Source organism: Shigella flexneri 2a str. 301 (assembly GCF_000006925.2).
In the GTDB taxonomy this organism is placed as follows: Bacteria; Pseudomonadota; Gammaproteobacteria; order Enterobacterales; family Enterobacteriaceae; genus ECMA0423.
Genome location: NC_004337.2, coordinates 3,164,983 through 3,191,008, shown reverse-complemented (window position 1 = coordinate 3,191,008; position 26,026 = coordinate 3,164,983). Strand labels below are relative to the sequence as shown.

At 51.4% G+C, this 26,026-nt stretch carries 26 protein-coding genes, 3 pseudogenes and 6 other annotated features; of the genes and pseudogenes, 13 read left to right on the top strand and 16 right to left on the bottom strand.

The window, feature by feature from the left end:
* Positions 1-57 precede the first annotated feature (57 nt).
* Positions 58-678: an SH3 domain-containing protein gene (gene ygiM / locus SF3096; RefSeq protein ID NP_708865.1), complete on the bottom strand. Its 621-nt coding sequence runs from the start codon at positions 676-678 to the stop codon at positions 58-60.
* A gap of 241 nt (positions 679-919) precedes the next feature.
* On the opposite strand from ygiM, the gene ygiF reads away from it, so the two are divergent.
* The 3 genes from ygiF to SF3093 are packed head-to-tail and all read left to right on the top strand — an operon-like array spanning position 920 to position 6,565.
* Positions 920-2,221 (top strand): hypothetical protein, encoded by a 1,302-nt coding sequence (gene ygiF, locus SF3095; protein NP_708864.1) that lies wholly within the window; start codon positions 920-922, stop codon positions 2,219-2,221.
* A 22-nt stretch (positions 2,222-2,243) separates the two neighbouring features.
* Positions 2,244-5,084 (top strand): bifunctional glutamine-synthetase adenylyltransferase/deadenyltransferase, encoded by a 2,841-nt coding sequence (gene glnE / locus SF3094; RefSeq protein ID NP_708863.2) that lies wholly within the window; start codon positions 2,244-2,246, stop codon positions 5,082-5,084.
* Between the two features lie 47 nt (positions 5,085-5,131).
* Entirely contained in the window at positions 5,132-6,565 is a 1,434-nt protein-coding gene (locus SF3093; RefSeq protein ID NP_708862.1) for a bifunctional heptose 7-phosphate kinase/heptose 1-phosphate adenyltransferase, read from the top strand.
* A gap of 1,185 nt (positions 6,566-7,750) precedes the next feature.
* Positions 7,751-8,660 (bottom strand) — a sequence feature (Similar to Escherichia coli K12 membrane protein gi: 1789430 (554 aa). BLAST with identity of 96% in 303 aa. This CDS has been truncated. The sequence has been checked and is believed to be correct.).
* Here the strand turns inward: SF3093 and SF3091 are convergent.
* Both SF3091 and insB (SF3090) read right to left on the bottom strand, forming a co-directional pair.
* Positions 7,751-8,660, bottom strand: a pseudogene (locus SF3091). (Overlaps the previous feature by 910 nt.)
* Positions 8,661-9,428, bottom strand: a mobile genetic element.
* Positions 8,676-9,373, bottom strand: a pseudogene (gene insB, locus SF3090). (Overlaps the previous feature by 698 nt.)
* A 266-nt stretch (positions 9,429-9,694) precedes the next feature.
* Between insB (SF3090) and glgS the strand changes: the two are divergent.
* Positions 9,695-9,895: a glycogen synthesis protein GlgS gene (glgS, locus tag SF3089; protein ID NP_708859.2), complete on the top strand. Its 201-nt coding sequence runs from the start codon at positions 9,695-9,697 to the stop codon at positions 9,893-9,895.
* A 42-nt stretch (positions 9,896-9,937) separates the two neighbouring features.
* Positions 9,938-10,261, bottom strand: a sequence feature (Similar to Escherichia coli K12 conserved hypothetical protein gi: 1789427 (355 aa). BLAST with identity of 95% in 108 aa. This CDS has been truncated. The sequence has been checked and is believed to be correct.).
* On the opposite strand, the pseudogene yqiI reads toward glgS, so the two are convergent.
* The 6 genes and pseudogenes from yqiI to SF3082 form a co-directional block, all read right to left on the bottom strand.
* Positions 9,938-10,261, bottom strand: a pseudogene (gene yqiI, locus SF3088). (Overlaps the previous feature by 324 nt.)
* A 6-nt stretch (positions 10,262-10,267) precedes the next feature.
* Positions 10,268-10,551, bottom strand: a mobile genetic element (partial).
* Positions 10,552-11,319, bottom strand: a mobile genetic element. It lies immediately after the preceding feature.
* Positions 10,567-10,962, bottom strand: a complete 396-nt coding sequence (insB, locus tag SF3086) for an insertion element IS1 protein InsB (protein NP_708857.1) — start codon at positions 10,960-10,962, stop codon at positions 10,567-10,569. (Overlaps the previous feature by 396 nt.)
* The gene (gene insA, locus SF3085; protein NP_708856.1) at positions 10,989-11,264 is read right to left on the bottom strand and encodes an insertion element IS1 protein InsA; all 276 of its coding nucleotides are present in this window, start codon (positions 11,262-11,264) and stop codon (positions 10,989-10,991) included. (Lies within the feature at positions 10,552-11,319.)
* Positions 11,315-12,166 carry an insertion element IS2 transposase InsD gene (locus tag SF3084; protein ID NP_708855.1) on the bottom strand — a complete coding sequence of 284 codons (852 nt, stop codon included), beginning with the start codon at positions 12,164-12,166 and terminating at the stop codon, positions 11,315-11,317.
* Positions 11,320-12,580: a mobile genetic element (partial), on the bottom strand. It overlaps the preceding gene by 847 nt.
* Positions 12,124-12,534: an IS2 repressor TnpA gene (locus SF3083; RefSeq protein NP_708854.3), complete on the bottom strand. Its 411-nt coding sequence runs from the start codon at positions 12,532-12,534 to the stop codon at positions 12,124-12,126. It overlaps the preceding feature by 411 nt. Before SF3083 ends, SF3084 begins: the two co-directional genes overlap by 43 nt.
* Positions 12,581-12,744: 164 nt before the next feature.
* Positions 12,745-13,095 (bottom strand): hypothetical protein, encoded by a 351-nt coding sequence (locus SF3082; RefSeq protein ID NP_708853.1) that lies wholly within the window; start codon positions 13,093-13,095, stop codon positions 12,745-12,747.
* Positions 13,096-13,408: 313 nt separating this feature from the next.
* Between SF3082 and ribB the strand changes: the two genes are divergently transcribed.
* Both ribB and SF3080a read left to right on the top strand, forming a co-directional pair.
* The gene (gene ribB / locus SF3081) at positions 13,409-14,062 is read left to right on the top strand and encodes a 3,4-dihydroxy-2-butanone-4-phosphate synthase (protein NP_708852.1); all 654 of its coding nucleotides are present in this window, start codon (positions 13,409-13,411) and stop codon (positions 14,060-14,062) included.
* Positions 14,063-14,298: 236 nt separating this feature from the next.
* Complete coding sequence (locus tag SF3080a) at positions 14,299-14,493, top strand: hypothetical protein (protein ID YP_008439283.1); 195 nt, start codon at positions 14,299-14,301, stop codon at positions 14,491-14,493.
* Between the two features lie 57 nt (positions 14,494-14,550).
* Here the strand turns inward: SF3080a and ygiE are convergent, their stop codons facing one another.
* Complete coding sequence (gene ygiE, locus SF3080; RefSeq protein NP_708851.2) at positions 14,551-15,324, bottom strand: zinc transporter ZupT; 774 nt, start codon at positions 15,322-15,324, stop codon at positions 14,551-14,553.
* A 115-nt stretch (positions 15,325-15,439) separates the two neighbouring features.
* Here ygiE and ygiD point away from each other — a divergent pair, with 115 nt between their 5' ends.
* Complete coding sequence (ygiD, locus tag SF3079; protein ID NP_708850.1) at positions 15,440-16,255, top strand: LigB family dioxygenase; 816 nt, start codon at positions 15,440-15,442, stop codon at positions 16,253-16,255.
* Between the two features lie 37 nt (positions 16,256-16,292).
* Here the strand turns inward: ygiD and ygiC are convergent, their stop codons facing one another.
* From ygiC to tolC, 4 genes are read right to left on the bottom strand one after another with little or no spacing between them, the layout of a single operon-like run.
* On the bottom strand, positions 16,293-17,453 hold the full coding sequence (gene ygiC / locus SF3078) for a synthetase/amidase (RefSeq protein NP_708849.1): 1,161 nt from the start codon (positions 17,451-17,453) through the stop codon (positions 16,293-16,295).
* Positions 17,454-17,458: 5 nt separating this feature from the next.
* A complete protein-coding gene (ygiB, locus tag SF3077; protein NP_708848.4) occupies positions 17,459-18,163 on the bottom strand; it encodes a hypothetical protein in 705 nt (234 codons plus the stop codon).
* Complete coding sequence (gene ygiA, locus SF3076; RefSeq protein NP_708847.1) at positions 18,018-18,278, bottom strand: hypothetical protein; 261 nt, start codon at positions 18,276-18,278, stop codon at positions 18,018-18,020. Before ygiA ends, ygiB begins: the two co-directional genes overlap by 146 nt.
* The gene (gene tolC, locus SF3075; RefSeq protein ID NP_708846.2) at positions 18,278-19,759 is read right to left on the bottom strand and encodes an outer membrane channel protein; all 1,482 of its coding nucleotides are present in this window, start codon (positions 19,757-19,759) and stop codon (positions 18,278-18,280) included. Before tolC ends, ygiA begins: the two co-directional genes overlap by 1 nt.
* A gap of 204 nt (positions 19,760-19,963) precedes the next feature.
* Here tolC and nudF point away from each other — a divergent pair, with 204 nt between their 5' ends.
* From nudF to parE, 5 genes are read left to right on the top strand one after another with little or no spacing between them, the layout of a single operon-like run.
* Positions 19,964-20,593 carry an ADP-ribose pyrophosphatase gene (gene nudF, locus SF3074; RefSeq protein NP_708845.1) on the top strand — a complete coding sequence of 210 codons (630 nt, stop codon included), beginning with the start codon at positions 19,964-19,966 and terminating at the stop codon, positions 20,591-20,593.
* Positions 20,594-21,016, top strand: coding sequence for a dehydrogenase (gene yqiB / locus SF3073; protein ID NP_708844.1), 423 nt, complete (start codon positions 20,594-20,596; stop codon positions 21,014-21,016).
* A 24-nt stretch (positions 21,017-21,040) separates the two neighbouring features.
* A complete protein-coding gene (icc, locus tag SF3072; RefSeq protein ID NP_708843.1) occupies positions 21,041-21,868 on the top strand; it encodes a cyclic 3',5'-adenosine monophosphate phosphodiesterase in 828 nt (275 codons plus the stop codon).
* Positions 21,868-22,449, top strand: a complete 582-nt coding sequence (yqiA, locus tag SF3071; protein ID NP_708842.1) for an esterase — start codon at positions 21,868-21,870, stop codon at positions 22,447-22,449. Before icc ends, yqiA begins: the two co-directional genes overlap by 1 nt.
* 28 nt (positions 22,450-22,477) lie before the next feature.
* A complete protein-coding gene (parE, locus tag SF3070) occupies positions 22,478-24,370 on the top strand; it encodes a DNA topoisomerase IV subunit B (RefSeq protein ID NP_708841.2) in 1,893 nt (630 codons plus the stop codon).
* Positions 24,371-24,417: 47 nt separating this feature from the next.
* Here the strand turns inward: parE and ygiN are convergent, their stop codons facing one another.
* A complete protein-coding gene (gene ygiN / locus SF3069) occupies positions 24,418-24,732 on the bottom strand; it encodes a hypothetical protein (protein ID NP_708840.1) in 315 nt (104 codons plus the stop codon).
* Between the two features lie 30 nt (positions 24,733-24,762).
* Positions 24,763-25,344: a modulator of drug activity B gene (gene mdaB / locus SF3068; RefSeq protein ID NP_708839.1), complete on the bottom strand. Its 582-nt coding sequence runs from the start codon at positions 25,342-25,344 to the stop codon at positions 24,763-24,765.
* 318 nt (positions 25,345-25,662) lie between these two features.
* On the opposite strand from mdaB, the gene SF3067a reads away from it, so the two are divergent.
* Positions 25,663-25,995 carry a membrane protein gene (locus SF3067a; protein YP_008439282.1) on the top strand — a complete coding sequence of 111 codons (333 nt, stop codon included), beginning with the start codon at positions 25,663-25,665 and terminating at the stop codon, positions 25,993-25,995.
* Positions 25,996-26,026: the final 31 nt, after the last annotated feature.

The window sequence follows — 26,026 nt, the reverse complement described above, 5'->3', positions numbered from 1 at the left end:
ATCCCTTCGTCAAATACACAATTCCTAATAATAAGACAGTGCAACGAAGAAGGCGATTTAGTTCATCCAGCGATCTTTGCGTTTGCGGCTTGGGATCAGGTGCGGCAGTACCAGACCGAGCAGCAAGCCAAGCCCCAGCACGCCACCGCCATACATAAACCATTGCATGATGATGGTGCGCTGTTTGTCATCCAGCTGTACGCTGGCGGCATCGACCTTTTTCTGCGCGACAATCAGCTCGTTTTTCAGTTTCTGATTTTCTTCTTTTAACCCGTTGATCACGCTGTCGCTCTGCGCCACTTTTTGCTGCATTTCTGCGGTGCGCTGATTCCAGGTGTTATCGATATTGGTGAGTTTATCGGTCAGGGTTTTGACCTGATTTTCCAGATCTGGCACACGGGAGCGCAGGCTTGGCTCAGTGCTAAGTTGTTTCAACGGGATCCAGGCGGTACGGCCAGAGCTGTCTTTCACCTGGGCATAATTGGTGTTGGCGTCAGTTTGTAATAAGGTCACTTCCTCGCCGGCGTTAACCGTGCCCACGAGGCGATAATGATCTCCCGGACCGCTACGGACCCAGGTATTCAGTTCGTCAGAAACATAGCGCGTTTCTTCAGCGTGTGAGACGGCAGTCGCGCTAAGTGCGAGTAAAGTTAATCCGATCAGGCGTAATTTTGGCATCAGGCTGTCGTTATTGTCATGGAAAGTGGAACGATAGTAGTGGCATCAGTGTCGCTACGCAAAGCATTCGACATCAATCGGAATCCTCTGTGTCAGGTCTTGCCACTGCTTCAAACTTTTACGCCCGTCAAATTGCCCGTTGCATGGCAATTTGGCGCAAAATACTATCTACTGACAAAAAAGATCGCATTAAGTTCGCCGTTCATCGTCACTTATGTGACATAACCGATAAGTAAAGGCCATGGCTCAGGAAATCGAATTAAAGTTTATTGTTAATCACAGTGCCGTTGAGGCGTTGCGTGACCATCTCAATACGCTGGGCGGCGAGCACCATGACCCCGTGCAGTTGCTGAATATTTACTACGAAACGCCGGATAACTGGCTGCGTAGGCACGATATGGGCTTACGTATTCGTGGCGAAAACGGTCGCTATGAGATGACCATGAAAGTTGCAGGAAGAGTGACAGGCGGCTTACACCAGCGCCCGGAATATAACGTGGCGTTGAGCGAACCGACGCTCGACCTGGCGCAGTTACCGACGGAAATCTGGCCGAACGGCGAATTGCCTGCCGATCTCGCTTCCCGCGTGCAGTCGCTGTTTAGCACCGATTTTTATCGCGAAAAATGGCTAGTAGAGATCGATGGCAGCCGAATTGAAATCGCTCTCGACCAGGGGGAAGTGAAAGCGGGTGAATTTGCTGAGCCTATCTGCGAGCTGGAACTGGAGCTGCTTAGCGGCGACACGCGCGCGGTGCTGAAACTGGCGAACCAACTGGTATCGCAAACCGGATTACGCCAGGGCAGCCTGAGCAAAGCGGCGCGTGGCTATCATCTGGCGCAGGGCAATCCGGCGCGTGAAATCAAACCGACCACCATTTTGCATGTTGCGGCAAAAGCCGATGTGGAACAGGGGCTGGAAGCGGCGCTCGAGCTGGTGTTAGCGCAATGGCAATATCATGAAGAACTGTGGGTACGCGGCAACGATGCGGCGAAAGAGCAGGTGCTGGCAGCCATTAGCCTAGTCCGTCATACACTGATGCTGTTCGGTGGCATTGTGCCGCGTAAAGCGAGTACTCACTTACGTGATTTGCTGACTCAATGCGAAGCGACCATCGCTTCTGCGGTTTCTGCCGTGACGGCGGTCTACTCTACCGAAACGGCAATGGCGAAGCTGGCGTTGACCGAATGGCTGGTAAGCAAAGCATGGCAGCCGTTTTTAGATGCCAAAGCGCAGGGCAAAATTAGCGACTCCTTCAAACGCTTTGCCGATATCCATCTTTCCCGCCATGCCGCTGAACTGAAAAGCGTTTTCTGCCAGCCGTTAGGCGATCGCTACCGTGACCAGTTGCCACGCCTGATGCGTGATATTGACTCAATACTGTTGCTGGCGGGTTACTATGATCCTGTCGTCGCGCAAGCCTGGCTGGAGAACTGGCAGGGGCTGCGTCACGCTATTGCGACCGGGCAACGCATTGAAATTGAACATTTCCGTAATGAGGCAAACAATCAGGAACCGTTCTGGTTGCACAGCGGAAAACGTTAATCAGGCAAGGATAAAATCGCTTATGAAGCCGCTCTCTTCACCGTTACAGCAGTACTGGCAGACCGTTGTTGAGCGGCTGCCAGAGCTTTTAGCCGAGGAATCACTTAGTGCACAGGCGAAGTCAGTACTTACTTTCAGTGATTTTGTGCAGGACAGCGTGATTGCGCATCCAGAGTGGCTGACGGAACTGGAAAGCCAACCGCCACAGGCTGACGAATGGCAACATTACAGCGTGTGGTTGCAGGAGGCGCTCAGTAATGTGAGCGACGAAGCCGGGTTAATGCGCGAGCTGCGGCTATTCCGGCGGCGCATTATGGTGCGCATCGCATGGGCGCAAACGCTGGCACTGGTTACTGAAGAGAGCATATTGCAGCAGCTCAGTTATCTGGCGGAGACGCTGATTGTTGCGGCGCGTGACTGGCTGTATGACGCCTGCTGCCGCGAGTGGGGAACGCCGTGCAATGCGCAGGGCGAAGCGCAACCGCTGCTGATCTTAGGCATGGGTAAGCTGGGCGGCGGGGAACTGAATTTCTCCTCTGATATCGATCTGATTTTTGCCTGGCCGGAACATGGTTGTACGCAGGGCGGACGCCGGGAACTGGATAACGCGCAGTTTTTTACCCGCATGGGGCAGCGGCTGATTAAAGTGCTGGATCAACCAACGCAGGATGGCTTCGTCTATCGCGTGGATATGCGACTGCGTCCGTTTGGCGAAAGTGGCCCGCTGGTGCTGAGCTTTGCCGCGTTGGAGGATTATTACCAGGAGCAGGGACGCGACTGGGAGCGTTACGCGATGGTCAAAGCGCGGATTATGGGCGATAGCGAAGGCGTCTATGCTAACGAGTTGCGTGCGATGCTGCGCCCGTTTGTTTTCCGTCGTTACATCGATTTCAGCGTGATTCAGTCGCTGCGCAACATGAAAGGGATGATTGCCCGTGAAGTGCGTCGACGTGGTTTGACCGACAATATCAAACTCGGCGCAGGCGGCATTCGCGAAATTGAATTTATCGTTCAGGTGTTCCAGCTCATTCGCGGTGGGCGCGAACCGTTGCTGCAGTCGCGCTCTTTACTGCCAACGCTCAGCGCCATTGCCGCGCTGCATCTGCTTTCTGAAAACGATGCTGAACAATTGCGAGTGGCATATCTGTTCCTGCGGCGTCTGGAAAACCTGCTGCAAAGCATTAACGACGAACAAACCCAAACGCTTCCTTCTGATGAGCTTAACCGTGCGCGGCTGGCGTGGGCGATGGACTTTGCTGACTGGCCGCAACTGACCGGGGCGCTGACCGCACATATGACCAATGTGCGCCGGGTGTTTAATGAATTGATTGGCGACGACGAAAGTGAAACTCAGGAAGAGTCGCTGTCGGAACAGTGGCGTGAGCTGTGGCAGGATGCGTTGCAGGAAGATGACACTACGCCAGTGCTGGCGCATCTTAGCGAGGATGATCGCAAACAGGTCCTAACGATGATTGCTGATTTCCGCAAAGAGCTGGATAAGCGTACTATCGGGCCGCGAGGACGTCAGGTGCTCGACCATCTGATGCCACATCTGCTAAGTGATGTCTGTGCGCGTGAAGACGCTGCTGTCACGCTGTCGCGCATTACCGCCTTGCTGGTGGGGATTGTTACCCGCACAACCTATTTAGAATTGCTCAGTGAATTCCCTGCGGCGCTTAAACATTTGATTTCTCTGTGTGCCGCATCGCCGATGATTGCCAGCCAGCTAGCGCGTTATCCATTATTGCTGGATGAATTGCTCGATCCAAATACCCTTTATCAGCCGACGGCGACCGATGCCTACCGTGATGAACTGCGCCAGTATTTGCTGCGCGTGCCGGAAGATGACGAAGAACAACAGCTTGAGGCGCTGCGTCAGTTCAAACAGGCGCAGCTGTTACGCATTGCGGCAGCGGATATCGCCGGTACGCTACCGGTAATGAAAGTGAGCGATCACTTAACCTGGCTGGCAGAAGCTATGATAGATGCCGTCGTTCAGCAGGCGTGGGGTCAAATGGTGGCCCGCTACGGTAAGCCAAATCACCTCAACGAACGTGAAGGGCGCGGTTTTGCGGTGGTCGGCTACGGCAAGCTGGGCGGCTGGGAGTTAGGCTACAGTTCCGATCTTGACCTTATCTTCCTCCATGATTGCCCAATGGATGCGATGACTGACGGCGAGCGGGAAATCGACGGGCGGCAGTTTTATCTGCGTCTGGCGCAACGCATTATGCATCTGTTCAGTACGCGTACCTCTTCCGGCATTTTGTATGAAGTGGATGCTCGACTGCGTCCGTCCGGGGCGGCGGGAATGCTGGTGACATCCGCAGAAGCATTTGCCGATTATCAGAAAAACGAGGCCTGGACGTGGGAACATCAGGCGCTGGTGCGTGCGCGTGTAGTGTACGGCGATCCGCAGCTCACTGCGCACTTTGACGCGGTGCGTCGTGAGATTATGACACTGCCGCGAGAAGGTAAAACTCTGCAAACGGAAGTGCGGGAAATGCGCGAGAAAATGCGCGCTCATCTCGGCAATAAACATCGTAATCGCTTTGATATCAAAGCCGATGAAGGCGGAATTACCGATATCGAATTTATTACCCAATATCTGGTGTTGCGCTACGCTCATGAAAAACCGAAGTTAACGCGCTGGTCAGACAACGTGCGTATTCTGGAGCTGCTGGCGCAAAACGACATTATGGAAGAGCAGGAAGCGATGGCGCTGACCCGTGCTTACACGACGCTGCGCGATGAACTTCATCATCTGGCATTACAGGAATTGCCGGGCCATGTGTCGGAGGATTGCTTCACCGCAGAGCGTGATCTGGTGCGGGCAAGCTGGCAGAAGTGGCTGGTGGAAGAATGAAGTATGGTATTATCGCGCGCAAATTTTGAATCTCTCAGGAGACAGGAATGAAAGTAACGCTGCCAGAGTTTGAACGTGCAGGAGTGATGGTGGTTGGTGATGTGATGCTGGATCGTTACTGGTACGGCCCCACCAGTCGTATCTCGCCGGAAGCGCCGGTGCCCGTGGTTAAAGTGAATACCATCGAAGAACGTCCGGGCGGCGCGGCTAACGTGGCGATGAATATCGCTTCTCTCGGTGCTAATGCACGCCTGGTCGGGTTGACGGGCATTGACGATGCAGCGCGCGCGCTGAGTAAATCTCTGGCCGACGTCAACGTCAAATGCGACTTCGTTTCTGTACCGACGCATCCGACCATCACCAAATTACGGGTACTTTCCCGCAACCAACAGCTGATCCGTCTGGATTTTGAAGAAGGTTTCGAAGGTGTTGATCCGCAGCCGATGCACGAGCGGATTAATCAGGCGCTGAGTTCGATTGGCGCGCTGGTGCTTTCTGACTACGCCAAAGGTGCGCTGGCAAGCGTACAGCAGATGATCCAACTGGCGCGTAAAGCGGGCGTTCCGGTGCTGATTGATCCAAAAGGTACCGATTTTGAGCGCTACCGCGGCGCTACGCTGCTGACACCGAATCTCTCGGAATTTGAAGCTGTTGTCGGTAAATGTAAGACCGAAGAAGAGATTGTTGAGCGCGGCATGAAACTGATTGCCGATTACGAACTCTCGGCTCTGTTAGTGACCCGTTCCGAACAGGGTATGTCGCTGCTGCAACCGGGTAAAGCGCCGCTGCATATGCCAACCCAGGCGCAGGAAGTGTATGACGTTACCGGTGCGGGCGACACGGTGATTGGCGTCCTGGCGGCAACGCTGGCAGCGGGTAATTCGCTGGAAGAAGCCTGCTTCTTTGCCAATGCGGCGGCTGGCGTGGTGGTCGGCAAACTGGGAACCTCCACGGTTTCGCCGATCGAGCTGGAAAATGCAGTGCGTGGGCGCGCAGATACCGGCTTTGGCGTGATGACCGAAGAGGAACTGAAGCTGGCCGTAGCGGCAGCGCGTAAACGCGGTGAAAAAGTGGTGATGACCAATGGCGTCTTTGACATCCTGCACGCCGGACACGTCTTCTATCTGGCAAATGCCCGCAAACTGGGTGACCGCTTGATTGTCGCTGTGAACAGCGATGCCTCCACCAAACGGCTGAAAGGGGATTCTCGCCCCGTTAACCCGCTCGAACAGCGTATGATTGTGCTGGGCGCACTGGAAGCGGTCGACTGGGTGGTGTCGTTTGAAGAAGACACGCCGCAGCGCTTGATCGCCGGGATCCTGCCAGATTTACTGGTGAAGGGCGGCGACTATAAACCAGAAGAGATCGCCGGGAGTAAAGAAGTCTGGGCCAACGGCGGCGAAGTGCTGGTGCTCAACTTCGAAGACGGTTGCTCGACCACTAACATCATCAAGAAGATCCAACAGGATAAAAAAGGCTAACCGGAAAGCGGTTCACAGATCTCGCTTCGTAGCAGGCAGGCCTATTGACGCTGTTGTTTTTTCAACCTAAAGTAAAGGAACAAGGGTAAGGGAGGATTTCTCCCCCCTCTGATCAGTTGTTAGTAAGTCGGGAAACTTAACAGTAACAACACAACCAGTATGATGACGAACTTCATCATAACCCTTTCCTTCTATAAGGCCCCTTCCTCGGGAGGGGCTTTCCCGTTTCAGCCCCTTGCTGACTCCCCGATTGTTGATGAGCGCCGGACCCCGCGCAACGCTTTCCCTGAAGCAGTTTTGCCTTCCCCGAGCGGTCACGCAAAACGCTGCAACGTCCTGAGCATTTGCACCTTTTAGCGGAACGCAGATATAAAAAATCCCCGGCTTTTTGGGCCAGGGATATGTGTTAATGAAACCTTCTTGACGCTGATTTTTTTTCAACCTAAAGTAAAGGCACAAGGGTGAGGGAGGATTTCTCCCCCCTCTGATTGGCTGTTAATAAGCTGCGAAACTTACGAGTAACAACCAACCAGTATGATGACGAACTTCATCATAACCCTTTCCTTCTATAAGGCCCCTTCCTCGGGAGGGGCTTTCCCGTTTCAGCCCCTTGCTGACTCCCCGATTGTTGATGAGCGCCGGACCCCGCGCAACGCTTTCCCTGAAGCAGTTTTGCCTTCCCCGAGCGGTCACGCAAAACGCTGCAACGTCCTGAGCATTTGCACCTTTTAGCGGAACGCAGATATAAAAAATCCCCGGCTTTTTGGGCCAGGGATATGTGTTAATGAAACCTTCTTGACGCTGATTTTTTTTCAACCTAAAGTAAAGGAACAAGGGTGAGGGAGGATTTCTCCCCCCTCTGATTGGCTGTTAATAAGCTGCGAAACTTACGAGTAACAACACAATCAGTATGATGACGAGCTTCATCATAACCCTTTCCTTCTGTAAGGCCCCTTCCTCGGGAGGGGCTTTCCCGTTTCAGCCCTTTGCTGACTCCCCGATTGTTGATGAGCGCCGGACCTCGCGCAACGCTTTCCCAGAGGCAGTTTTGCCTTCCCCGAGCGGTCACGCAAAACGTTGCAACGACCTGATCATTTGCAGTTTTTAGCGGAACGCAGATATAAAAAATCCCCGGCTTTTTGTGCCAGGGACGTTCATAGCTGAAAATTTATTTTACGTTTTCGGCGACGGGAGTTGTTGAGATTAAGGGTGAAGTCAATGCCGCCAGTGAACCGCCTGAAACGCCAATTTCATTGAGCAAGGAGTCAATCAGCGGAGCCTGTGTGCGGTAAGAGAGAGCGGCTGATAATGCTTGTTCCGCTAGGTTTCCGCCCCCCACATTACCCGTGTTTGCATCACCCGCAGCGCTGCCACTATTCAGACCATCGACCTGAATAATCTTGATACCGTCAATAGATTTCATCGGCTCAACGGATTTTTCTATTACCGCAGGTAGCGCCTGCAACAAGGCCAGTTTGAATTTAAGGCTGGTTTGTTCATCAGAAAGTACGTTGATAGCATCGTTCAGCGCACGTTGTGCTTCTGCTTCCGCCAGACCCTTTTTATGTGTAGCTTCGGCTAACTCAACGATAGCCGCCGCCTGCATCTCTGCGGCTTCTTTTTCTGCTTTCGCCCGCACGGTCAGTTCAACCGCTTTGGTTTCTGCATCCTGCGCGGCAGCGATTAGGGCAACTTGTTTAGCACGATCGGCTTCTGCGGTCTGGCGAGTGGTTTCTACGTTTTGTTGCGCACTTACTGCTTCTGCGAGTGCAAGGTTAGCACGCGCTTCTGCCTGGGACTGTTGTTCCGATTTGGCGGCAATAGCGATCGATTTCGTCTGGTTGGCGATTTCGGTGACCTGCTGCTGTTCGATCTCTTTAATACGAACTTCACGTTCAGCCTCAACCTTTCTTGAGCGGACGGCCTGCTCGCGCTCGATCTCCGTTTCCTGAATTTGTCGTTCAGCCAGAATTCGCGTCTGCTCTGCTTCACGACGACGTTCAGCTTCAAAAGCCGCAATACGTGCATTCTGTTCGGCAGTACGGGTTTTAACCTGCTGCTCCTGCTCAAGCGTCATAAACGCTTCTTGTTGTTCGGTAATGACTCCAACTTACTGATAGTGTTTTATGTTCAGATAATGCCCGATGACCTTGTCATGCAACTCCACCGATTTTGAGAACGACAGTAACTTCCGTCCCAGCCTTGCCAGATGTTGTCTCAGATTCAGATTATGTCGCTCAATGCGCTGAGTGTAACGCTTGCTGATAACGTGCAGCTTTCCCTTCAGGCGTGATTCATACAGCGGCCAGCCATCCGTCATCCATACCACGACCTCAAAGGCCGACAGCAGGCTCAGAAGACGCTCCAGTGTGGCCAGAGTGCGTTCACCGAAGACGTGCGGCACAACCGTCCTCCGTATCCTGTCATACGCGTAAAACAGCCAGCGCTGACATGATTTAGCACCCGACGTAGCCCCAATGTTCGTCCATTTCAGCGCAGACAATCACATCACTGCCCGGTTGTATGCGCGAGGTTACCGACTGCGGCCTGAGTTTTTAAGTGACGTAAAACCGTGTTGAGGCCAACGCCCATAATGCGTGCACTGGCGCGACATCCGACGCCATTCATGGCCATATCAATGATTTTCTGGTGCGTACCGGGCTGAGAGGCGGTGTAAGTGAACTGTAGTTGCCATGTTTTACGGCAATGAGAGCAGAGATAGCGCTGATGTCCGGCAGTGCTTTTGCCGTTACGCACCACGCCTTCAGTAGCGGAGCAGGAAGGACATCTGATGGAAATGGAAGCCACGCAAGCACCTTAAAATCACCATCATACACTAAATCAGTAAGTTGGCAGCATTACCGTCACTCCAATGTCCATTTAGTGACGCAATATTTACCTTGGAATAGTTTCCCTGCTTACATTTGTCTTTGTTAATAATAACACATGTTAGAGAAGTTCTGGAAGAGAAAGTATTTTAATATGGTTTTTTATTTTTCACTAAAAAGTGTGATCGGGGACAATATATTTACGCACGTTATGTTTAAAGGCACTACACTGATTGGGGAATACTGAAATCAGAAAAAGCATATGGCCTTAAAAGGTATGCGATAACCGGAGGATGTGCTTATGGAGCATAGTCTTAATTCTTTGAATAATTTCGATTTCCTGGCGCGTAGTTTTGCCAGAATGCACGCAGAAGGTCGCCCGGTCGATATTCTGGCTGTTACTGGTAACATGGATGAAGAACATAGAACTTGGTTTTGCGCACGTTATGCCTGGTATTGCCAACAGATGATGCAGGCAAGAGAGCTGGAGTTAGAGCACTGATATAACGGGCCTGATGGCCCGTTTTAGTGTTTGTATTAGATGCTAGTTATAGGTGATTTTGAGGATTACGTCTTTACTAAACGGTCCCTCAACAACAGTCTCTGCCGGGTTCGCACTAAGTTCTGCCCTGAATGGTGCGGTGACCGAAGGTGCACTAGACGATGAAAAAGAAGCAAATTGTGAGAAGCGGTTAAATTCCGTTGCTGTTCCATCTTTATGAAATATCTTCAATAGCAGTCCATTACCCATATCCAGATGGCTATAATCACTCAAAATATCCGTAGTGAAAAAGCTCCCTAAAATATTGAATTGCTCAGTACAGGCCGCACCAGGATCTTTTGTCATGACTACACTAAACGTCTCACTAACGGTGTAATGCCAGTCAGTTAAGCAACTGACTGGCTCTTTTTCGGGGCTGTGGGGTATTTCCAGGGCCTCTCCTTTACCACTCTCGGGAAGGCCCTTCCCCTTCTCGTCGGTAATTTCACAAGTTGTCCCATACTTGCAAGATCGCGCATCAGCTCCGGTATACGTCCCGGTGAAGCGCCCTGCAATGTCATCAGCATTCTCATCACCATTCCGCATGATTCTGAGAAACTCAGTTGATTCGGCCAGTAACCTTTCAGATGTTCCGCCATTTTAATCATCTGATATCTGGTAATGACTCCAACTTACTGATAGTGTTTTATGTTCAGATAATGCCCGATGACCTTGTCATGCAGCTCCACCGATTTTGAGAACGACAGTGACTTCCGTCCCAGCCTTGCCAGATGTTGTCTCAGATTCAGATTATGTCGCTCAATGCGCTGAGTGTAACGCTTGCTGATAACGTGCAGCTTTCCCTTCAGGCGTGATTCATACAGCGGCCAGCCATCCGTCATCCATACCACGACCTCAAAGGCCGACAGCAGGCTCAGAAGACGCTCCAGTGTGGCCAGAGTGCGTTCCCCGAAGACGTGCGCCACAACCGTCCTCCGTATCCTGTCATACGCGTAAAACAGCCAGCGCTGACGTGATTTAGCACCGACGTAGCCCCAATGTTCGTCCATTTCAGCGCAGACAATCACATCACTGCCCGGTTGTATGCGCGAGGTTACCGACTGCGGCCTGAGTTTTTTAAGTGACGTAAAACCGTGTTGAGGCCAACGCCCATAATGCGTGCACTGGCGCGACATCCGACGCCATTCATGGCCATATCAATGATTTTCTGGTGCGTACCGGGCTGAGAGGCGGTGTAAGTGAACTGTAGTTGCCATGTTTTACGGCAATGAGAGCAGAGATAGCGCTGATGTCCGGCAGTGCTTTTGCCGTTACGCACCACGCCTTCAGTAGCGGAGCAGGAAGGACATCTGATGGAAATGGAAGCCACGCAAGCACCTTAAAATCACCATCATACACTAAATCAGTAAGTTGGCAGCATTACCCCCGTGGCGAGCGATAACCCAGCGCACTATGCGGATGCCATTCGTTATAATGCTCGAACGCCTCTGCAAGGTTCTTTGCTGCCGTTAACCCGTCTGGTTTGGGCATGATACTGATGTAGTCACGCTTTATCGTTTTCACGAAGCTCTCTGCTATTCCGTTACTCTCCGGACTACGCACCGCCGTGTTCTTCGGTTCAAGTCCCAACATCCGGGCGAACTGGCGTGTTTCATTAGCCCGGTAGCATGAACCATTATCCGTCAGCCACTCCACTGGAGACGACGGAAGATCGTTGCCGAAGCGGCGTTCCACCGCTCCCAGCATGACGTCCTGTACTGTTTCACTGTTGAAGCCGCCGGTAGTCACCGCCCAGTGCAGTGCCTCACGATCACAGCAGTCCAGCGCGAACGTGACACGCAGTCTCTCTCCGTTATCACAGCAGAACTCGAACCCGTCAGAGCACCATCGCTGATTGCTTTCTTTCACGGCCACTCTGCCTGTATGTGCCCGTTTCGATGGCGGTACAGCAGGTTTTCGCTCAAGCAACAGCGCATTCTGGCGCATGAGCCGGTAAACACGTTTGGCATTGATCGCAGGCATACCATCAAGTTCTGCCTGTCTGCGAAGCAGCGCCCATACCCGACGATAACCATACGTGGGCAGCTCTCCGATAACATGGTGTATACGGAGAAGCACATCCGTATCATCAGTGTGACGACTGCGGCGGCCATCCATCCAGTCATCGGTTCGTCTGAGAATGACGTGCAACTGCGCACGCGACACCCGGAGACAACGGCTGACTAAGCTTACTCCCCATCCCCGGGCAATAAGGGCGCGTGCGCTATCCACTTTTTTGCCCGTCCATATTCAACGGCTTCTTTGAGGAGTTCATTTTTCATCGTTTTCTTGCCGAGCAGGCGCTGGAGTTCTTTAATCTGCTTCATGGCGGCAGCAAGTTCAGAGGCAGGAACAACCTGTTCTCCGGCGGCCACAGCAGTAAGACTTCCTTCCTGGTATTGCTTACGCCAGAGAAATAACTGGCTGGCTGCTACACCATGTTGCCGGGCAACGAGGGAGACCGTCATCCCCGGTTCAAAGCTCTGCTGAACAATTGCGATCTTTTCCTGTGTGGTACGCCGTCTGCGTTTCTCCGGCCCTAAGACATCAATCATCTGTTCTCCAATGACTAGTCTAAAAACTAGTATTAAGACTATCACTTAAATAAGTGATACTGGTTGTCTGGAGATTCAGGGGGCCAGTCTAAATATCGATTAAGTAAAACTTAAAGAATACATAACAATTATATTTTCAATTGCAATCATTCATTTTTGTGATGATACTCTGAATGGGATTAAGCGATAATGTAATAGAAAACACTGTAAATTAGAGGATTAATTCATAATTTACAGTGCATTAAAGACAAATGTTTACAGCGTTGGGGGGAGAGTCTCTGGATCTGGCTGCTTTTTGATCTCAGTACTGCGATTTTCCAGTTCGCTGATTCTTTGTTCAAGCAGCGCCAGTTTCTCACGAGTCCGTAACAGGACTTGCGTTTGGACGTCGAACTCTTCACGGCTTACAAGGTCGAGGCGCGTCAGCTGAGCTTGTAGGGTTTGGCGGATTTTTTTCTCCACATCTTCCCCGAACTCCCTGATTCCTTTAGGCATTGATTCGTGAACCTGGCGAGCGATTTGCTCAATTTTTTTCGGGTCAATCATTGTAGTTTCCCTGTACTGATAGGTGTTGAGTACCATTGTAGTGCGATAAGGGTAAGTCATAAACCAGAATTATGTGAAGCTATGCGTTGCTGCCGCTAATCATTAGCGTTATAGTGAATCCGCTTATTCTCAGGGCGGGGCGAAATTCCCCACCGGCGGTAAATCAACTCAGTTGAAAGCCCGCGAGCGCTTTGGGTGCGAACTCAAAGGACAGCAGATCCGGTGTAATTCCGGGGCCGACGGTTAGAGTCCGGATGGGAGAGAGTAACGATTCTGTCGGGCATGGACCCGCTCACGTTATTTTGGCTATATGCCGCCACTCCTAAGACTGCCCTGATTCTGGTAACCATAATTTTAGTGAGGTTTTTTTACCATGAATCAGACGCTACTTTCCTCTTTTGGTACGCCTTTCGAACGTGTTGAAAATGCACTGGCTGCGCTGCGTGAAGGACGCGGTGTAATGGTGCTTGATGATGAAGACCGTGAAAACGAAGGCGATATGATCTTCCCGGCAGAAACCATGACCGTTGAGCAGATGGCGCTGACCATTCGCCACGGTAGCGGTATTGTTTGCCTGTGCATCACTGAAGATCGCCGTAAACAACTTGATCTGCCAATGATGGTAGAAAATAACACCAGCGCCTATGGCACCGGTTTTACCGTGACCATTGAAGCGGCTGAAGGTGTGACTACCGGTGTTTCTGCCGCTGATCGTATTACGACCGTTCGCGCAGCGATTGCCGATGGCGCAAAACCTTCTGATCTGAATCGCCCGGGCCACGTTTTCCCACTTCGCGCGCAGGCAGGTGGTGTACTGACGCGTGGCGGTCATACTGAAGCGACTATTGATTTGATGACGCTGGCAGGCTTTAAACCGGCTGGTGTGCTGTGTGAGCTGACTAATGACGATGGCACGATGGCGCGTGCACCAGAGTGCATTGAGTTTGCCAATAAACACAATATGGCGCTCGTGACTATTGAAGACCTGGTGGCATACCGTCAGGCACATGAGCGTAAAGCCAGCTGAAAACCGCTGCTTAATTACTGCCTTAATCAAGAAACCGAAGTTGTAGCTGGCTTCGGTTTTTATTTTGCCCTGCTATGCAAGATGTTAATTCCGCTTCTCTTTCTATGAGAAAATTTCATTAATATCAGGCATTCTTTTTCATTATGATCAAAATCATATAATTGTTCCGTTATTATGCGACCATATGAATATATCCGAAAAAGGATATGTGAAATTTATGCGCTAAATGTTTAGTATTGTTAAATATTAAGGGTAAAAGGATGTTTATCGCCTGGTACTGGATTGTATTGATTGCTCTGGTTGTGGTGGGTTATTTCCTGCATTTGAAACGTTATTGTCGGGCGTTTCGCCAGGACAGAGACGCACTGCTTGAAGCGCGGAACAAATACTTAAACAGTACGAGAGAAGAGACAGCCGAAAAGGTAGAATAAGGCTTTCGTGAAGCTGGCAGAAGTTGTCCATGTGCTGGACAACTTCTGATGTTGTTTTTAACCAATTCCCGCCGTTTGTAGCAGCACTAAACTGAATCCCATCACTGACATTCCACATAGTACGCCATAGCTGGGGTTATTATTAGGGTCAATCTCTTTGGCGAGCGGCATTAATTCATCAACCGAGAGCGCCACCATAATTCCTGCAACCGCCGCCATGATTGCCGCCATGACCACCGGGGAAATCATGCTACCGAGGATTAACCACGCCAGCACACCACCAAGAATTTCTGCTAGTCCAGAAATCCCCGCCCACAGAATCGCGGTGCGTTTAGACCCCGTTGCCGCATAAACCGGGCCTGCCACTGCCAGACCTTCAGGGATATTGTGCAACGCGACGGCCAGTGCGATGCCAAATCCCAGCTCCAGGTTGCTGCTCGCCGTGACAAAGGTGGCAATCCCTTCCGGGAAGTTATGCAGACTGATGCCGAGAGTGAGCAGAATGGCTGTGCGCTTGATCGATTTTGGCAACAGCTGCACCGATTTTTGCATTAAATCCTGCGGATGCGCATGCGGCAACATGCGGTCCAGGCCAAAGTAGCCAAGCAGACCGAAGATAAACATTCCATAACCCAACACCGGCGACATTCCTTCAGCTGCTAGTGCGGCAGGAAGCATTTCCATTAATGAGATGAGCAACATGATCCCCGCCGCAAAACCTAGCGAAAACGCCAGTAAGCGGTTCGAGGGTTTTTGTCCGAGAACGCCGAGAAACGCGCCAATAAACGTGGCTGCCCCCGCCAGTATGGTCAGAATGAGAGGTACTGACATCGACAACTCCTTATAAATCTTCACCTTCAGGCAGATCGTCAAAATAACTGATGATCATCATCATTGTTATCCGGGTTCTTACTCCGCCGAACAAGCGTATTGTGAGGATATCAAAATGACACCTTTAGTTAAGGATATCATCATGTCTTCAACACGTATGCCAGCATTGTTTTTAGGTCACGGTAGTCCGATGAACGTGCTGGAAGATAATTTGTATACCCGCAGCTGGCAGAAGTTGGGGATGACATTGCCACGCCCGCAAGCGATTGTGGTGGTTTCGGCTCACTGGTTTACCCGTGGAACAGGAGTGACCGCGATGGAGACGCCGCTCACGATTCATGACTTTGGTGGCTTCCCGCAGGCGCTGTACGATACGCATTATCCTGCTCCGGGTTCGCCTGCGCTGGCACAGCGTCTGGTTGAGCTGTTAGCGCCGATCCCGGTGACGCTGGATAAAGAAGCCTGGGGCTTTGACCACGGCTCGTGGGGCGTGCTGATTAAGATGTATCCTGACGCCGATATCCCTATGGTGCAGTTGAGTATCGACAGTAGCAAACCTGCCGCCTGGCATTTCGAAATGGGGCGCAAACTCGCGGCGCTGCGTGATGAAGGAATAATGTTGGTCGCCAGCGGTAACGTGGTGCATAACCTGCGCACAGTGAAGTGGCACGGTGATAGTTCACCGTATCCGTGGGCGACGTCGTTTAATGAGTATGTGAAAGCGAATCTGACGTGGCAAGGGCCGGTAGAGCAGCATCCTCTGGTGAATTATCTCGACCATGAAGGTGGCGCGTTATCGAACCCAACGCCAGAGCACTATCTGCCGTTGTTGTATGTGTTAGGTGTGTGGGATGGGCAGGAGCCAATTACCATTCCGGTCGATGGTATAGAAATGGGCAGTTTAAGTATGCTGTCGGTGCAGATAGGCTAACAATTACCGGATGGCGAGTGCCATCCGGTATCGTGGCTTATTCAACAAAAATATGTGGATAAAACCGAGACATATCCTGGGTGATCAACGCACGGTCTTCACGAATGCCAATTCCGGCAGGTTGATCGTTCACCAGCCAGCTACCAATCAGCATATAGCTGTCGCCGAATTTCGGTAACGGGTGGAATTGCTGAACAATCATCCCTTCTTCGCCATACGGACCTTCCGCTGCTTCAATGGTTTTGCCGTTCTCAATGATCGACACGTTTGCGCCTTCACGGGAGAAGATCGGTTTAACCACATATTTTTCCATTTGCGGATGATCATCTTCCGCAAAATAAGCGGGCAGCAGGTTCGGGTGATTCGGGAACATCTCCCACAGTAGCGGTAGAAGTGCCTTGTTGGAGATAATGCTCTTCCACGCCGGTTCCAGCCAGCGTACGCCAGCATCTTCCAGCTTGGTGGAGAACATTTCGCGCAGCATAAATTCCCACGGATAAAGCTTGAACAGGTTAGAAATCACCTGATCCTGTAAATCCGTGAACTGGCCTTTTTCGCCTAAACCTATCTCGTCGATGTAGAGGAACTCGGTGGCGATTTCAGCTTCGGTTGCGCAGTCCTGCAAATACTGAATGGTTCCGCGATCTTCCACCGTGTCGCGACAGCAGGTGAGATGCAGCAACTGGAAGCCATACTGTTCACGCAGCTCAACGAAGCGATCGATCAGTTTTTCTTGCAGACTGTTAAACTGGTCGCTGCCCTCCGGCAAGTTACCGGCGTTAAGCTGATCTTCCAGCCAGATCCACTGAAAGAACGCCGCCTCGTATAGTGACGTTGGCGTATCGGCGTTATTTTCCAGAAGTTTAGGTTCGCCAGTGCCATCCCACGCCAGATCAAGACGCGAATAAAGCGATGGCTGGTGAGTCAGCCATGATTGACGCACAAAACTCCAGGTGTGTTTTGGTATGCGGAATTTGGTCATCAGCTCATCGCTGGCGATCACTTTTTCCACCACTTTCAGGCACATCTGGTGCAGTTCGGCGGTGACTTCTTCCAGCTTTTCAACCTGGGCGAGGGTCAACTTGTAGTAAGCATCTTCACACCAGTACGGCTCGCCGTACATGGTGTGAAAATTGAAACCGTATTCGTGGGCTTTCTCACGCCAGTCCGGGCGCTCGGTAATACTGACTCTTTCCATCGGTATCAGCCACCCATTGAACGAGAAGAGGTGCCGGTTGCGCTACGCTGCATAGTGCTTTGTTTGGCAACAGATTCACCAAAACCGCCACGGGTAACGGTAGTGGTGGTCGCCGGTTTTGGTGCCATTGCCGTCTTCGGTACGGTCATGGTGCGGCCTGGCTGGGCTGCGCCATAGTTTTTACCCGTCGCGTCGGTATATTTACCGTAAGCCGGACTGGCCGGGTTTTTCGAGGAGAACAGCGGCTGCTGTGCAAATCCCGCGCCGCCGCCCATCAGACGCCCCATCATGTAACCGGCCATCAGCGGCATCCAGAAACTCCCGCTGGATTGCTGAGCCTGCGCCTGGTTTTCTGGTGCCATGCCAGCCTGGGCTGGTGCTTGCTGACACTGACCTTCACCAAATTCAGCAACACAGTCTTCACGGGTGGCGTATTTCGGCGCAGTACGTTCGGCTTCTTTCAGCGCATTGTTGTACGCGGTGGTACATTCGGCGCTTTTGCCTGGGTTTGCAGCTGAACAGTCGTCAGCATTTTGATAGAGAGACACTGTTTCATCACTCTTTTCACAGCCAGCCAGCATAAAAACAGTGGCAACCGCGAGAGCGACTGGTGTCAGATGGCGTGCGCTCCAGTTTTTGCGGAACGATGCGTGGCGTATGGATTTTGTCCGTTTCATTTTTGTCTTCCGGGACCAGTGGTAAATACCCATCAGAATAGAGGATGGCTGGTCGAAATTGAAGCGAGAAGGGGGAAGAATGCGGCAGATAACCCGTATCTTTACGTTGCCTTACGTTCAGACGGGGCCGAAGCCCCGTCGTCGTCATCAGTTACGGAAAGGGTTATGACCGTTACTGGTGGTAGTGCGTGCGGATGTTTGCTGAACGACGGGTGCCGGGCTATCAGGCGCATAACCATCAGCAATAGCATTCTGTTCCGGCGTTTGCGGGGCAACGTTTTCCGGATTAGTGGAAACCGGTTTGCTCAGCGCATTGTTCAGTGCCAGCAAATCCTGCTCGTTCAACGTACCCAGGGCTGACTTAATATTCAGCTGATTAATCAGGTAGTTATAACGCGCATTCGCCAGCTCTTGCTTGGCGTTGTACAGCGTGGTGGTCGCATCCAACACATCAACAATGGTACGCGTACCGACCGAGTAGCCCGCTTCCATTGCGTCTAATGAGCTTTGCGCGGAAACTACGGCTTGTTTGTAGGCGTTAATACTACTGATAGAAGCATTAATGTTGTTGAAGGAGGAACGTACGGTTTGCACGACGCTACGATGTGCGCTTTCCAGTTGCTCACTGGCACCAACAAAGTTGTACTGTGCCTGTTTCACCTGCGAGTTAACCATTCCGCCCTGATAAATCGGCAGCGAGAAGCTCAGGCCAACTTTGTTCTGGCCCATATTGCTATCGTCATACTGGGTACCAGCGGCACCACGGGTTTTCGAACCGCTATAAGAGGTGTCAGAAATCCCGGTAGAAGCCGTTAAATCCAGAGTCGGTAAGTGACCATCCTGCGCCTGGCGAATTTGCTCGCGCTCCAGGTCCTGGCTCAAGCGTGCCTGTAACAGCGACAGGTTGCGTTTTTCGGCTTCTTTCAGCAGCGCGTTAACCGGCTGTGGTTTGTCGGTTTTAAAGTTTTCGACATTCAGCGCCGCCAGTTCCGGATAGTAGTTACCGGTGATCTGGCGCAGCTGCTCTACCGCGTTATCAAGGTTATTACGTGCGGTCACTTCGTTCGCCAGCACGGTATCGTACTGCGCGCGGGCGTTCTGCACGTCGGTGATCGCTACCAGGCCCACGTTAAAACGTTGGGTGGTTTGATCTAATTGACGGTAGATCGCTTCTTTTTGTGCCTGTGTATAGGAAAGAACGTCAATAGCATTCAACACGTTGAAATAAGCGGTCGCGGTGTTGAGGATCAAGGTTTGCTGATCGGTCTGATATGTGACGTCCTGAATCCCTGCTGCTTTTTCCTGCAGCGTTAACGCACGCCATTTCGACATATCAAAAATGGATTGAGTTAACTGCAGGGACGCACTGGTCGCGTTCGAGTTGATGCCGTTCGCGTCGCGGTAGCCGTTGCTATAGGTGTAATCTGCACCTAAACCTAGCTGTGGCAGTAATGGACTGCGCGCTTCATTAATTTTTTCAAAGGCAGCATCACGATCGGCGGCAGACTTACGCAATTCCGGGTTACTAAGGCGTGCTTGCTGATAAACTTGCATCAGGTTCTCGGCCTGGCTCAACGAACTGAACCCAGAAAGGCTCAGGCCGATAAGAATGGGGAGCAATTTCTTCATTTGCATTCCTTGTGGTGAAGCAGTATTTAGCGCGATCAAACTGTAAAATTATTGCGGATTCTAGCAGAAGCCGCTACCGCAAAAGGTTGGCGTTACGTGCCATAGGGCGTTAATGTGCCTCAATTTAACATATGACTGCTCAAACGGCAGTCAAACGTCGCTGAAATTCACATTTAATTCACTATTAGTGCTAGGACATTAACAATGCTTAAGCCAGACAACCTGCCCGTTACATTTGGCAAAAACGATGTAGAAATTATTGCACGAGAAACACTTTATCGCGGCTTTTTTTCATTAGATCTTTATAGATTTCGTCATCGTCTATTCAACGGGCAAATGAGTCATGAGGTACGGCGGGAAATTTTTGAGCGCGGTCACGCCGCAGTCTTGCTACCCTTTGACCCAGTGCGTGATGAAGTTGTGCTGATTGAGCAGATTCGGATTGCCGCGTACGACACCAGCGAAACCCCCTGGCTACTGGAGATGGTTGCCGGGATGATTGAAGAGGGTGAAAGTGTGGAAGATGTTGCCCGTCGCGAAGCGATTGAAGAGGCGGGACTGATAGTCAAACGGACCAAACCGGTGTTAAGTTTCCTGGCAAGCCCGGGGGGCACCAGTGAGCGTTCGTCAATTATGGTGGGCGAAGTGGACGCCACGACCGCAAGCGGTATTCATGGTCTGGCTGATGAAAACGAAGATATTCGCGTTCATGTGGTAAGCCGGGAACAGGCATACCAGTGGGTAGAAGAGGGGAAAATCGACAACGCAGCGTCGGTCATCGCTTTGCAATGGCTGCAGCTGCATCATCAAGCGTTAAAAAATGAGTGGGCATAAATGAAGCGTTACACACCTGACTTTCCTGAAATGATGCGCCTGTGCGAGATGAACTTTTCACAATTGCGCCGTTTGTTACCGCGCAATGACGCACCCGGCGAAACTGTAAGCTATCAGGTGGCAAACGCACAATATCGGCTGACGATTGTGGAATCGACCCGATACACTACCCTGGTGACAATAGAACAGACTGCGCCCGCGATCAGTTACTGGAGCCTTCCGTCAATGACGGTGCGTCTGTATCATGACGCGATGGTGGCTGAAGTGTGTTCAAGCCAGCAGATTTTTCGCTTCAAAGCGCGGTATGATTATCCTAATAAAAAGTTGCATCAACGCGACGAAAAGCATCAAATTAACCAGTTTTTAGCGGACTGGTTGCGATACTGTTTAGCACATGGAGCGATGGCGATTCCGGTTTACTAGCGTCGTGAAACCTAAGGACACCATTTGGAAAGCCTGTTAACCCTTCCTCTGGCTGGTGAGGCCAGAGGAAGGATTTTACAAATTACCGATACTCACCTGTTTGCACAAAAGCACGAAGCCCTGTTAGGGGTAAACACCTGGGAAAGCTACCAGGCGGTGCTGGAGGCGATTCGTCCACACCAGCACGAATTCGACCTGATTGTCGCGACAGGTGATTTAGCGCAGGATCAATCCTCTGCGGCCTATCAGCATTTCGCTGAAGGCATCGCAAGTTTTCGTGCGCCCTGCGTCTGGCTGCCGGGCAACCACGATTTCCAGCCCGCGATGTACAGCGCGTTACAGGATGCGGGTATCTCCCCGGCGAAGCGGGTGTTTATTGGTGAGCAATGGCAAATCCTGTTGCTGGATAGCCAGGTGTTTGGCGTGCCGCACGGTGAGCTGAGCGAGTTTCAGCTTGAGTGGCTGGAACGTAAACTGGCCGATGCGCCAGAACGGCATACGTTGCTGCTGCTGCATCATCATCCGCTACCTGCGGGTTGTAGTTGGCTCGATCAACACAGTCTGCGTAACGCGGGCGAACTGGATACCGTGCTGGCGAAGTTTCCGCACGTCAAATACTTGCTGTGCGGTCATATTCATCAGGAGCTGGATCTCGACTGGAACGGTCGCCGCCTGCTGGCAACGCCGTCGACCTGTGTGCAGTTTAAGCCGCACTGTTCCAACTTTACGCTGGATACTATCGCGCCCGGCTGGCGTACTCTCGAGTTACATGCTGATGGCACGCTGACCACCGAGGTGCATCGCCTGGCGGACACACGTTTCCAACCTGATACCGCTTCAGAAGGCTACTGATGTCTACGCTTCTTTATTTACACGGTTTCAACAGCTCGCCGCGCTCTGCAAAAGCGAGCTTGTTAAAAAACTGGCTGGCGGAACATCACCCTGACGTTGAGATGATCATTCCGCAGTTGCCGCCGTATCCTTCCGACGCGGCAGAACTGCTGGAATCCATTGTCCTGGAACATGGCGGCGATTCGCTGGGTATTGTCGGTTCGTCACTGGGGGGATATTACGCCACCTGGTTGTCGCAATGTTTTATGCTGCCCGCAGTGGTGGTAAACCCGGCGGTACGCCCGTTTGAATTGCTGACGGACTATCTCGGTCAGAACGAGAACCCCTACACCGGGCAGCAATATGTGCTAGAGTCACGCCATATTTACGATCTCAAAGTCATGCAGATTGACCCGCTGGAAGCGCCGGATTTGATCTGGCTGCTGCAACAGACGGGAGATGAAGTGCTGGATTACCGCCAGGCGGTGGCGTACTATGCTTCCTGCCGCCAGACTGTCATAGAAGGCGGCAACCACGCATTCACGGGCTTCGAAGATTATTTCAACCCGATCGTCGATTTTCTTGGTCTGCACCATCTCTGACGATCAACTCGAATTGCTAACTTAAACCATGACGCAAACTTATAACGCTGATGCCATTGAGGTACTCACCGGGCTTGAGCCGGTTCGCCGCCGTCCGGGGATGTATACCGATACCACTCGCCCTAACCATTTGGGGCAAGAAGTTATTGATAACAGTGTCGATGAAGCACTGGCGGGTCACGCAAAACGCGTGGATGTAATCTTACATGCTGACCAGTCGTTAGAAGTGATTGACGATGGGCGCGGGATGCCGGTGGATATTCACCCGGAAGAAGGAGTACCGGCGGTTGAACTGATTCTTTGCCGTCTGCATGCAGGCGGTAAATTCTCTAACAAAAATTACCAGTTCTCTGGCGGCCTGCATGGCGTGGGGATTTCGGTAGTTAACGCCTTGTCGAAGCGCGTAGAAGTTAACGTGCGCCGCGATGGTCAGGTTTATAACATCGCCTTTGAAAATGGCGAAAAGGTGCAGGATTTACAGGTTGTCGGCACTTGCGGTAAACGCAATACCGGTACCAGCGTGCACTTCTGGCCGGATGAAACCTTCTTTGACAGCCCGCGTTTTTCTGTTTCACGCCTGACGCATGTGCTGAAGGCCAAAGCAGTACTGTGCCCCGGCGTTGAGATTACCTTTAAAGATGAGATCAACAACACCGAACAGCGCTGGTGCTATCAGGACGGTCTGAATGATTACCTGGCGGAAGCGGTAAACGGTTTACCGACGCTGCCAGAAAAACCGTTTATCGGTAATTTCGCTGGCGATACTGAAGCTGTGGACTGGGCGCTACTGTGGCTGCCGGAAGGCGGTGAACTGCTGACCGAAAGCTACGTCAACCTTATCCCAACGATGCAGGGCGGTACCCATGTTAATGGTCTGCGTCAGGGCCTGTTGGACGCGATGCGTGAGTTCTGTGAATACCGCAACATTCTGCCGCGCGGCGTGAAGCTGTCGGCGGAAGATATCTGGGATCGCTGCGCCTATGTTCTGTCGGTTAAAATGCAGGATCCGCAGTTTGCCGGGCAGACCAAAGAGCGTCTCTCTTCGCGTCAGTGTGCGGCATTCGTTTCGGGCGTGGTGAAAGATGCCTTCATCCTGTGGCTGAACCAGAACGTTCAGGCGGCGGAGTTGCTGGCAGAGATGGCGATTTCCAGCGCCCAGCGTCGTATGCGTGCGGCTAAAAAAGTGGTGCGTAAAAAGCTGACCAGCGGCCCGGCGCTGCCTGGCAAACTGGCTGATTGTACCGCGCAGGGCCTTAACCGTACCGAACTGTTCCTCGTGGAAGGTGACTCCGCAGGCGGATCTGCCAAGCAGGCGCGCGATCGTGAATATCAGGCGATCATGCCGCTGAAAGGTAAGATCCTTAACACCTGGGAAGTTTCTTCCGACGAAGTGCTGGCCTCGCAGGAAGTGCATGATATTTCGGTAGCGATCGGTATCGATCCTGACAGCGACGATCTGAGCCAGCTTCGTTATGGCAAAATCTGTATCCTCGCGGATGCGGACTCTGATGGTCTGCACATTGCCACGCTGCTCTGCGCTTTGTTCGTAAAACACTTCCGCGCGTTGGTGAAACACGGTCACGTTTACGTCGCACTGCCACCGCTCTACCGTATTGATCTCGGGAAAGAGGTTTATTACGCGCTGACGGAAGAAGAGAAAGAGGGCGTACTTGAGCAATTAAAACGCAAGAAAGGCAAGCCGAACGTCCAGCGTTTTAAAGGTCTGGGGGAAATGAACCCGATGCAATTGCGTGAAACCACGCTTGATCCGAACACTCGCCGTCTGGTGCAGTTGACTATCGATGATGAAGACGATCAGCGTACTGACGCGATGATGGATATGCTGCTGGCGAAGAAACGCTCGGAAGATCGCCGCAACTGGTTGCAAGAGAAAGGCGACATGGCGGAGATTGAGGTTTAAAGGAAAGAACATTGCCCGGTCAGGATGGCCGGGCAAACAAGGCAGGATTAAATCCCTGGCTGCAGAATACGGATATTCATCTCCAGCACGTCGCCTTTTACGGCTTCGCTGTACGCCTTCATGTGCGGGGTTTGCAGATGCGCTTCAAGGTGCGCGATGCTTTCCCACTGCTCAATCATCACGATAGAATCCGGTGCCATAGACTGGAAACTCACGCCAGCAGCGCAATCCACCATTGGCGCATAGCCGTGGCAACCTTCTTCTTTCAGTACGGTTGGAACGATTTTAGCAAACTGATCCAATACCGCCTGACGGTGATGTTGACCAGGACGAGTACGGATTTCTGCGATTACGGTAAGCATGGTTAACTCCTTCTAAAGCCTGAGCTCTAGTTAACCAAAAATTTCCACAAGATGCTTGCGATATTCTTCAGTATAGCGGGGAACATCAGGCATTTTTATCACGTCATTAGCGATAAATGTCGGCAGCGGTTCCATACCGAGGAATTGGTTTGCTTTATGGAACGGCAGATACACACCGTCAACGCCAACGCCGTGGAAGAACTGATCTTTTTCGGTGAAGGCTTCCATTGGTGCGTTCCAGGTTAGAGAAAGCATATATTTTTTGTCCTGTACCAGGCTGCCGGAACCGTATTTTTTCGACGGATCTTTGCGGGTACGACCATCGCTGGCATACAGAGTCCCGTGACCTTCGGTGAATACATCATCAATATATTTTTTCACTGTCCACGGCGCGCCCATCCACCAGCCTGGCATCTGCCAGATCACCACATCAGCCCAGAGAAAGTTTTGTACTTCCGCTTTGACATTGTAGTCGCTGTCGGCGCGAACGATGCGGACATCATGCCCGAGGTCGCGCAGTGTGCCATCCGCGACTTCGGTCAGGGTGTCGTTCAGTTGACCATTGGAGTGGGCGAATTTTTTCGCGCCGTTGATAATCAGGATGTTGCTCATTTTTTAATCTCAAGGTGAGACGTTTGTCGACTATAGTACGTCACAGAGCGGTACTGTGAAATTAGCAAAATGTGCAAAGTCTTTTGCGAATTTAGCAAAAGTCTGATCTAGCTCTGACTCACCGATGCAGGATAAATATTTTCTGAAAATGACAATACTGATAGCCATTCCTCATAATTCTTACTCGCACCGGAATAATTTACACGTTTGGTTCGGTTTTTTTGGGGATTGAAAATATGGCTTTGAATAAGTAAAAGATGAAAATATCAACGTGTCATGTTGATAATTATAAATGGATTTTTATGAGCGTACTGATATATGTTAAAGCAGAAAATTAAAACAATATTTGAAGCATTGCTATATATAATGCTTACTTATTGGTTAATAGATTCTTTTTTTGCTTTCAATAAGTATGACTGGATGCTTGAGTCGGGAGGCAATATTTGCAGTATACCTTCCGTTTCAGGCGAAGATCGTATATTGCAAGCAATGATTGCAGCATTTTTTCTTCTTACGCCACTTATTATTCTTATCTTAAGAAAACTCTTTATGCGGGAAATGTTCGAGTTTTGGCTATATGTATTCTCGCTCGTTATTTGTCTGGTTTGTGGTTGGTGGCTTTTTTGGGGACGGTTTATATTTTGCTATTAGTAAAATCTATGAGAGTCGTTTTAACGGCTCT

Excerpts from the sequence above, each read along its gene's own strand:
- yqiB (NP_708844.1), top strand. The coding sequence starts at position 20,594 with ATGAAGCGTTACACACCTGACTTTCCTGAAATGATGCGCCTGTGCGAG.
- mdaB (NP_708839.1), bottom strand. The coding sequence starts at position 25,344 with ATGAGCAACATCCTGATTATCAACGGCGCGAAAAAATTCGCCCACTCC.
- ygiE (NP_708851.2), bottom strand. The coding sequence starts at position 15,324 with ATGTCAGTACCTCTCATTCTGACCATACTGGCGGGGGCAGCCACGTTT.
- ribB (NP_708852.1), top strand. The coding sequence starts at position 13,409 with ATGAATCAGACGCTACTTTCCTCTTTTGGTACGCCTTTCGAACGTGTT.
- tolC (NP_708846.2), bottom strand. The coding sequence starts at position 19,759 with ATGAAGAAATTGCTCCCCATTCTTATCGGCCTGAGCCTTTCTGGGTTC.
- ygiF (NP_708864.1), top strand. The coding sequence starts at position 920 with ATGGCTCAGGAAATCGAATTAAAGTTTATTGTTAATCACAGTGCCGTT.
- nudF (NP_708845.1), top strand. The coding sequence starts at position 19,964 with ATGCTTAAGCCAGACAACCTGCCCGTTACATTTGGCAAAAACGATGTA.
- SF3067a (YP_008439282.1), top strand. The coding sequence starts at position 25,663 with ATGTTAAAGCAGAAAATTAAAACAATATTTGAAGCATTGCTATATATA.
- SF3093 (NP_708862.1), top strand. The coding sequence starts at position 5,132 with ATGAAAGTAACGCTGCCAGAGTTTGAACGTGCAGGAGTGATGGTGGTT.
- ygiM (NP_708865.1), bottom strand. The coding sequence starts at position 678 with ATGCCAAAATTACGCCTGATCGGATTAACTTTACTCGCACTTAGCGCG.
- ygiA (NP_708847.1), bottom strand. The coding sequence starts at position 18,278 with ATGACGACGACGGGGCTTCGGCCCCGTCTGAACGTAAGGCAACGTAAA.
- glnE (NP_708863.2), top strand. The coding sequence starts at position 2,244 with ATGAAGCCGCTCTCTTCACCGTTACAGCAGTACTGGCAGACCGTTGTT.
- parE (NP_708841.2), top strand. The coding sequence starts at position 22,478 with ATGACGCAAACTTATAACGCTGATGCCATTGAGGTACTCACCGGGCTT.
- yqiA (NP_708842.1), top strand. The coding sequence starts at position 21,868 with ATGTCTACGCTTCTTTATTTACACGGTTTCAACAGCTCGCCGCGCTCT.
- SF3082 (NP_708853.1), bottom strand. The coding sequence starts at position 13,095 with ATGACTTACCCTTATCGCACTACAATGGTACTCAACACCTATCAGTAC.
- glgS (NP_708859.2), top strand. The coding sequence starts at position 9,695 with ATGGAGCATAGTCTTAATTCTTTGAATAATTTCGATTTCCTGGCGCGT.
- ygiN (NP_708840.1), bottom strand. The coding sequence starts at position 24,732 with ATGCTTACCGTAATCGCAGAAATCCGTACTCGTCCTGGTCAACATCAC.
- ygiC (NP_708849.1), bottom strand. The coding sequence starts at position 17,453 with ATGGAAAGAGTCAGTATTACCGAGCGCCCGGACTGGCGTGAGAAAGCC.
- ygiB (NP_708848.4), bottom strand. The coding sequence starts at position 18,163 with ATGGGTATTTACCACTGGTCCCGGAAGACAAAAATGAAACGGACAAAA.
- ygiD (NP_708850.1), top strand. The coding sequence starts at position 15,440 with ATGACACCTTTAGTTAAGGATATCATCATGTCTTCAACACGTATGCCA.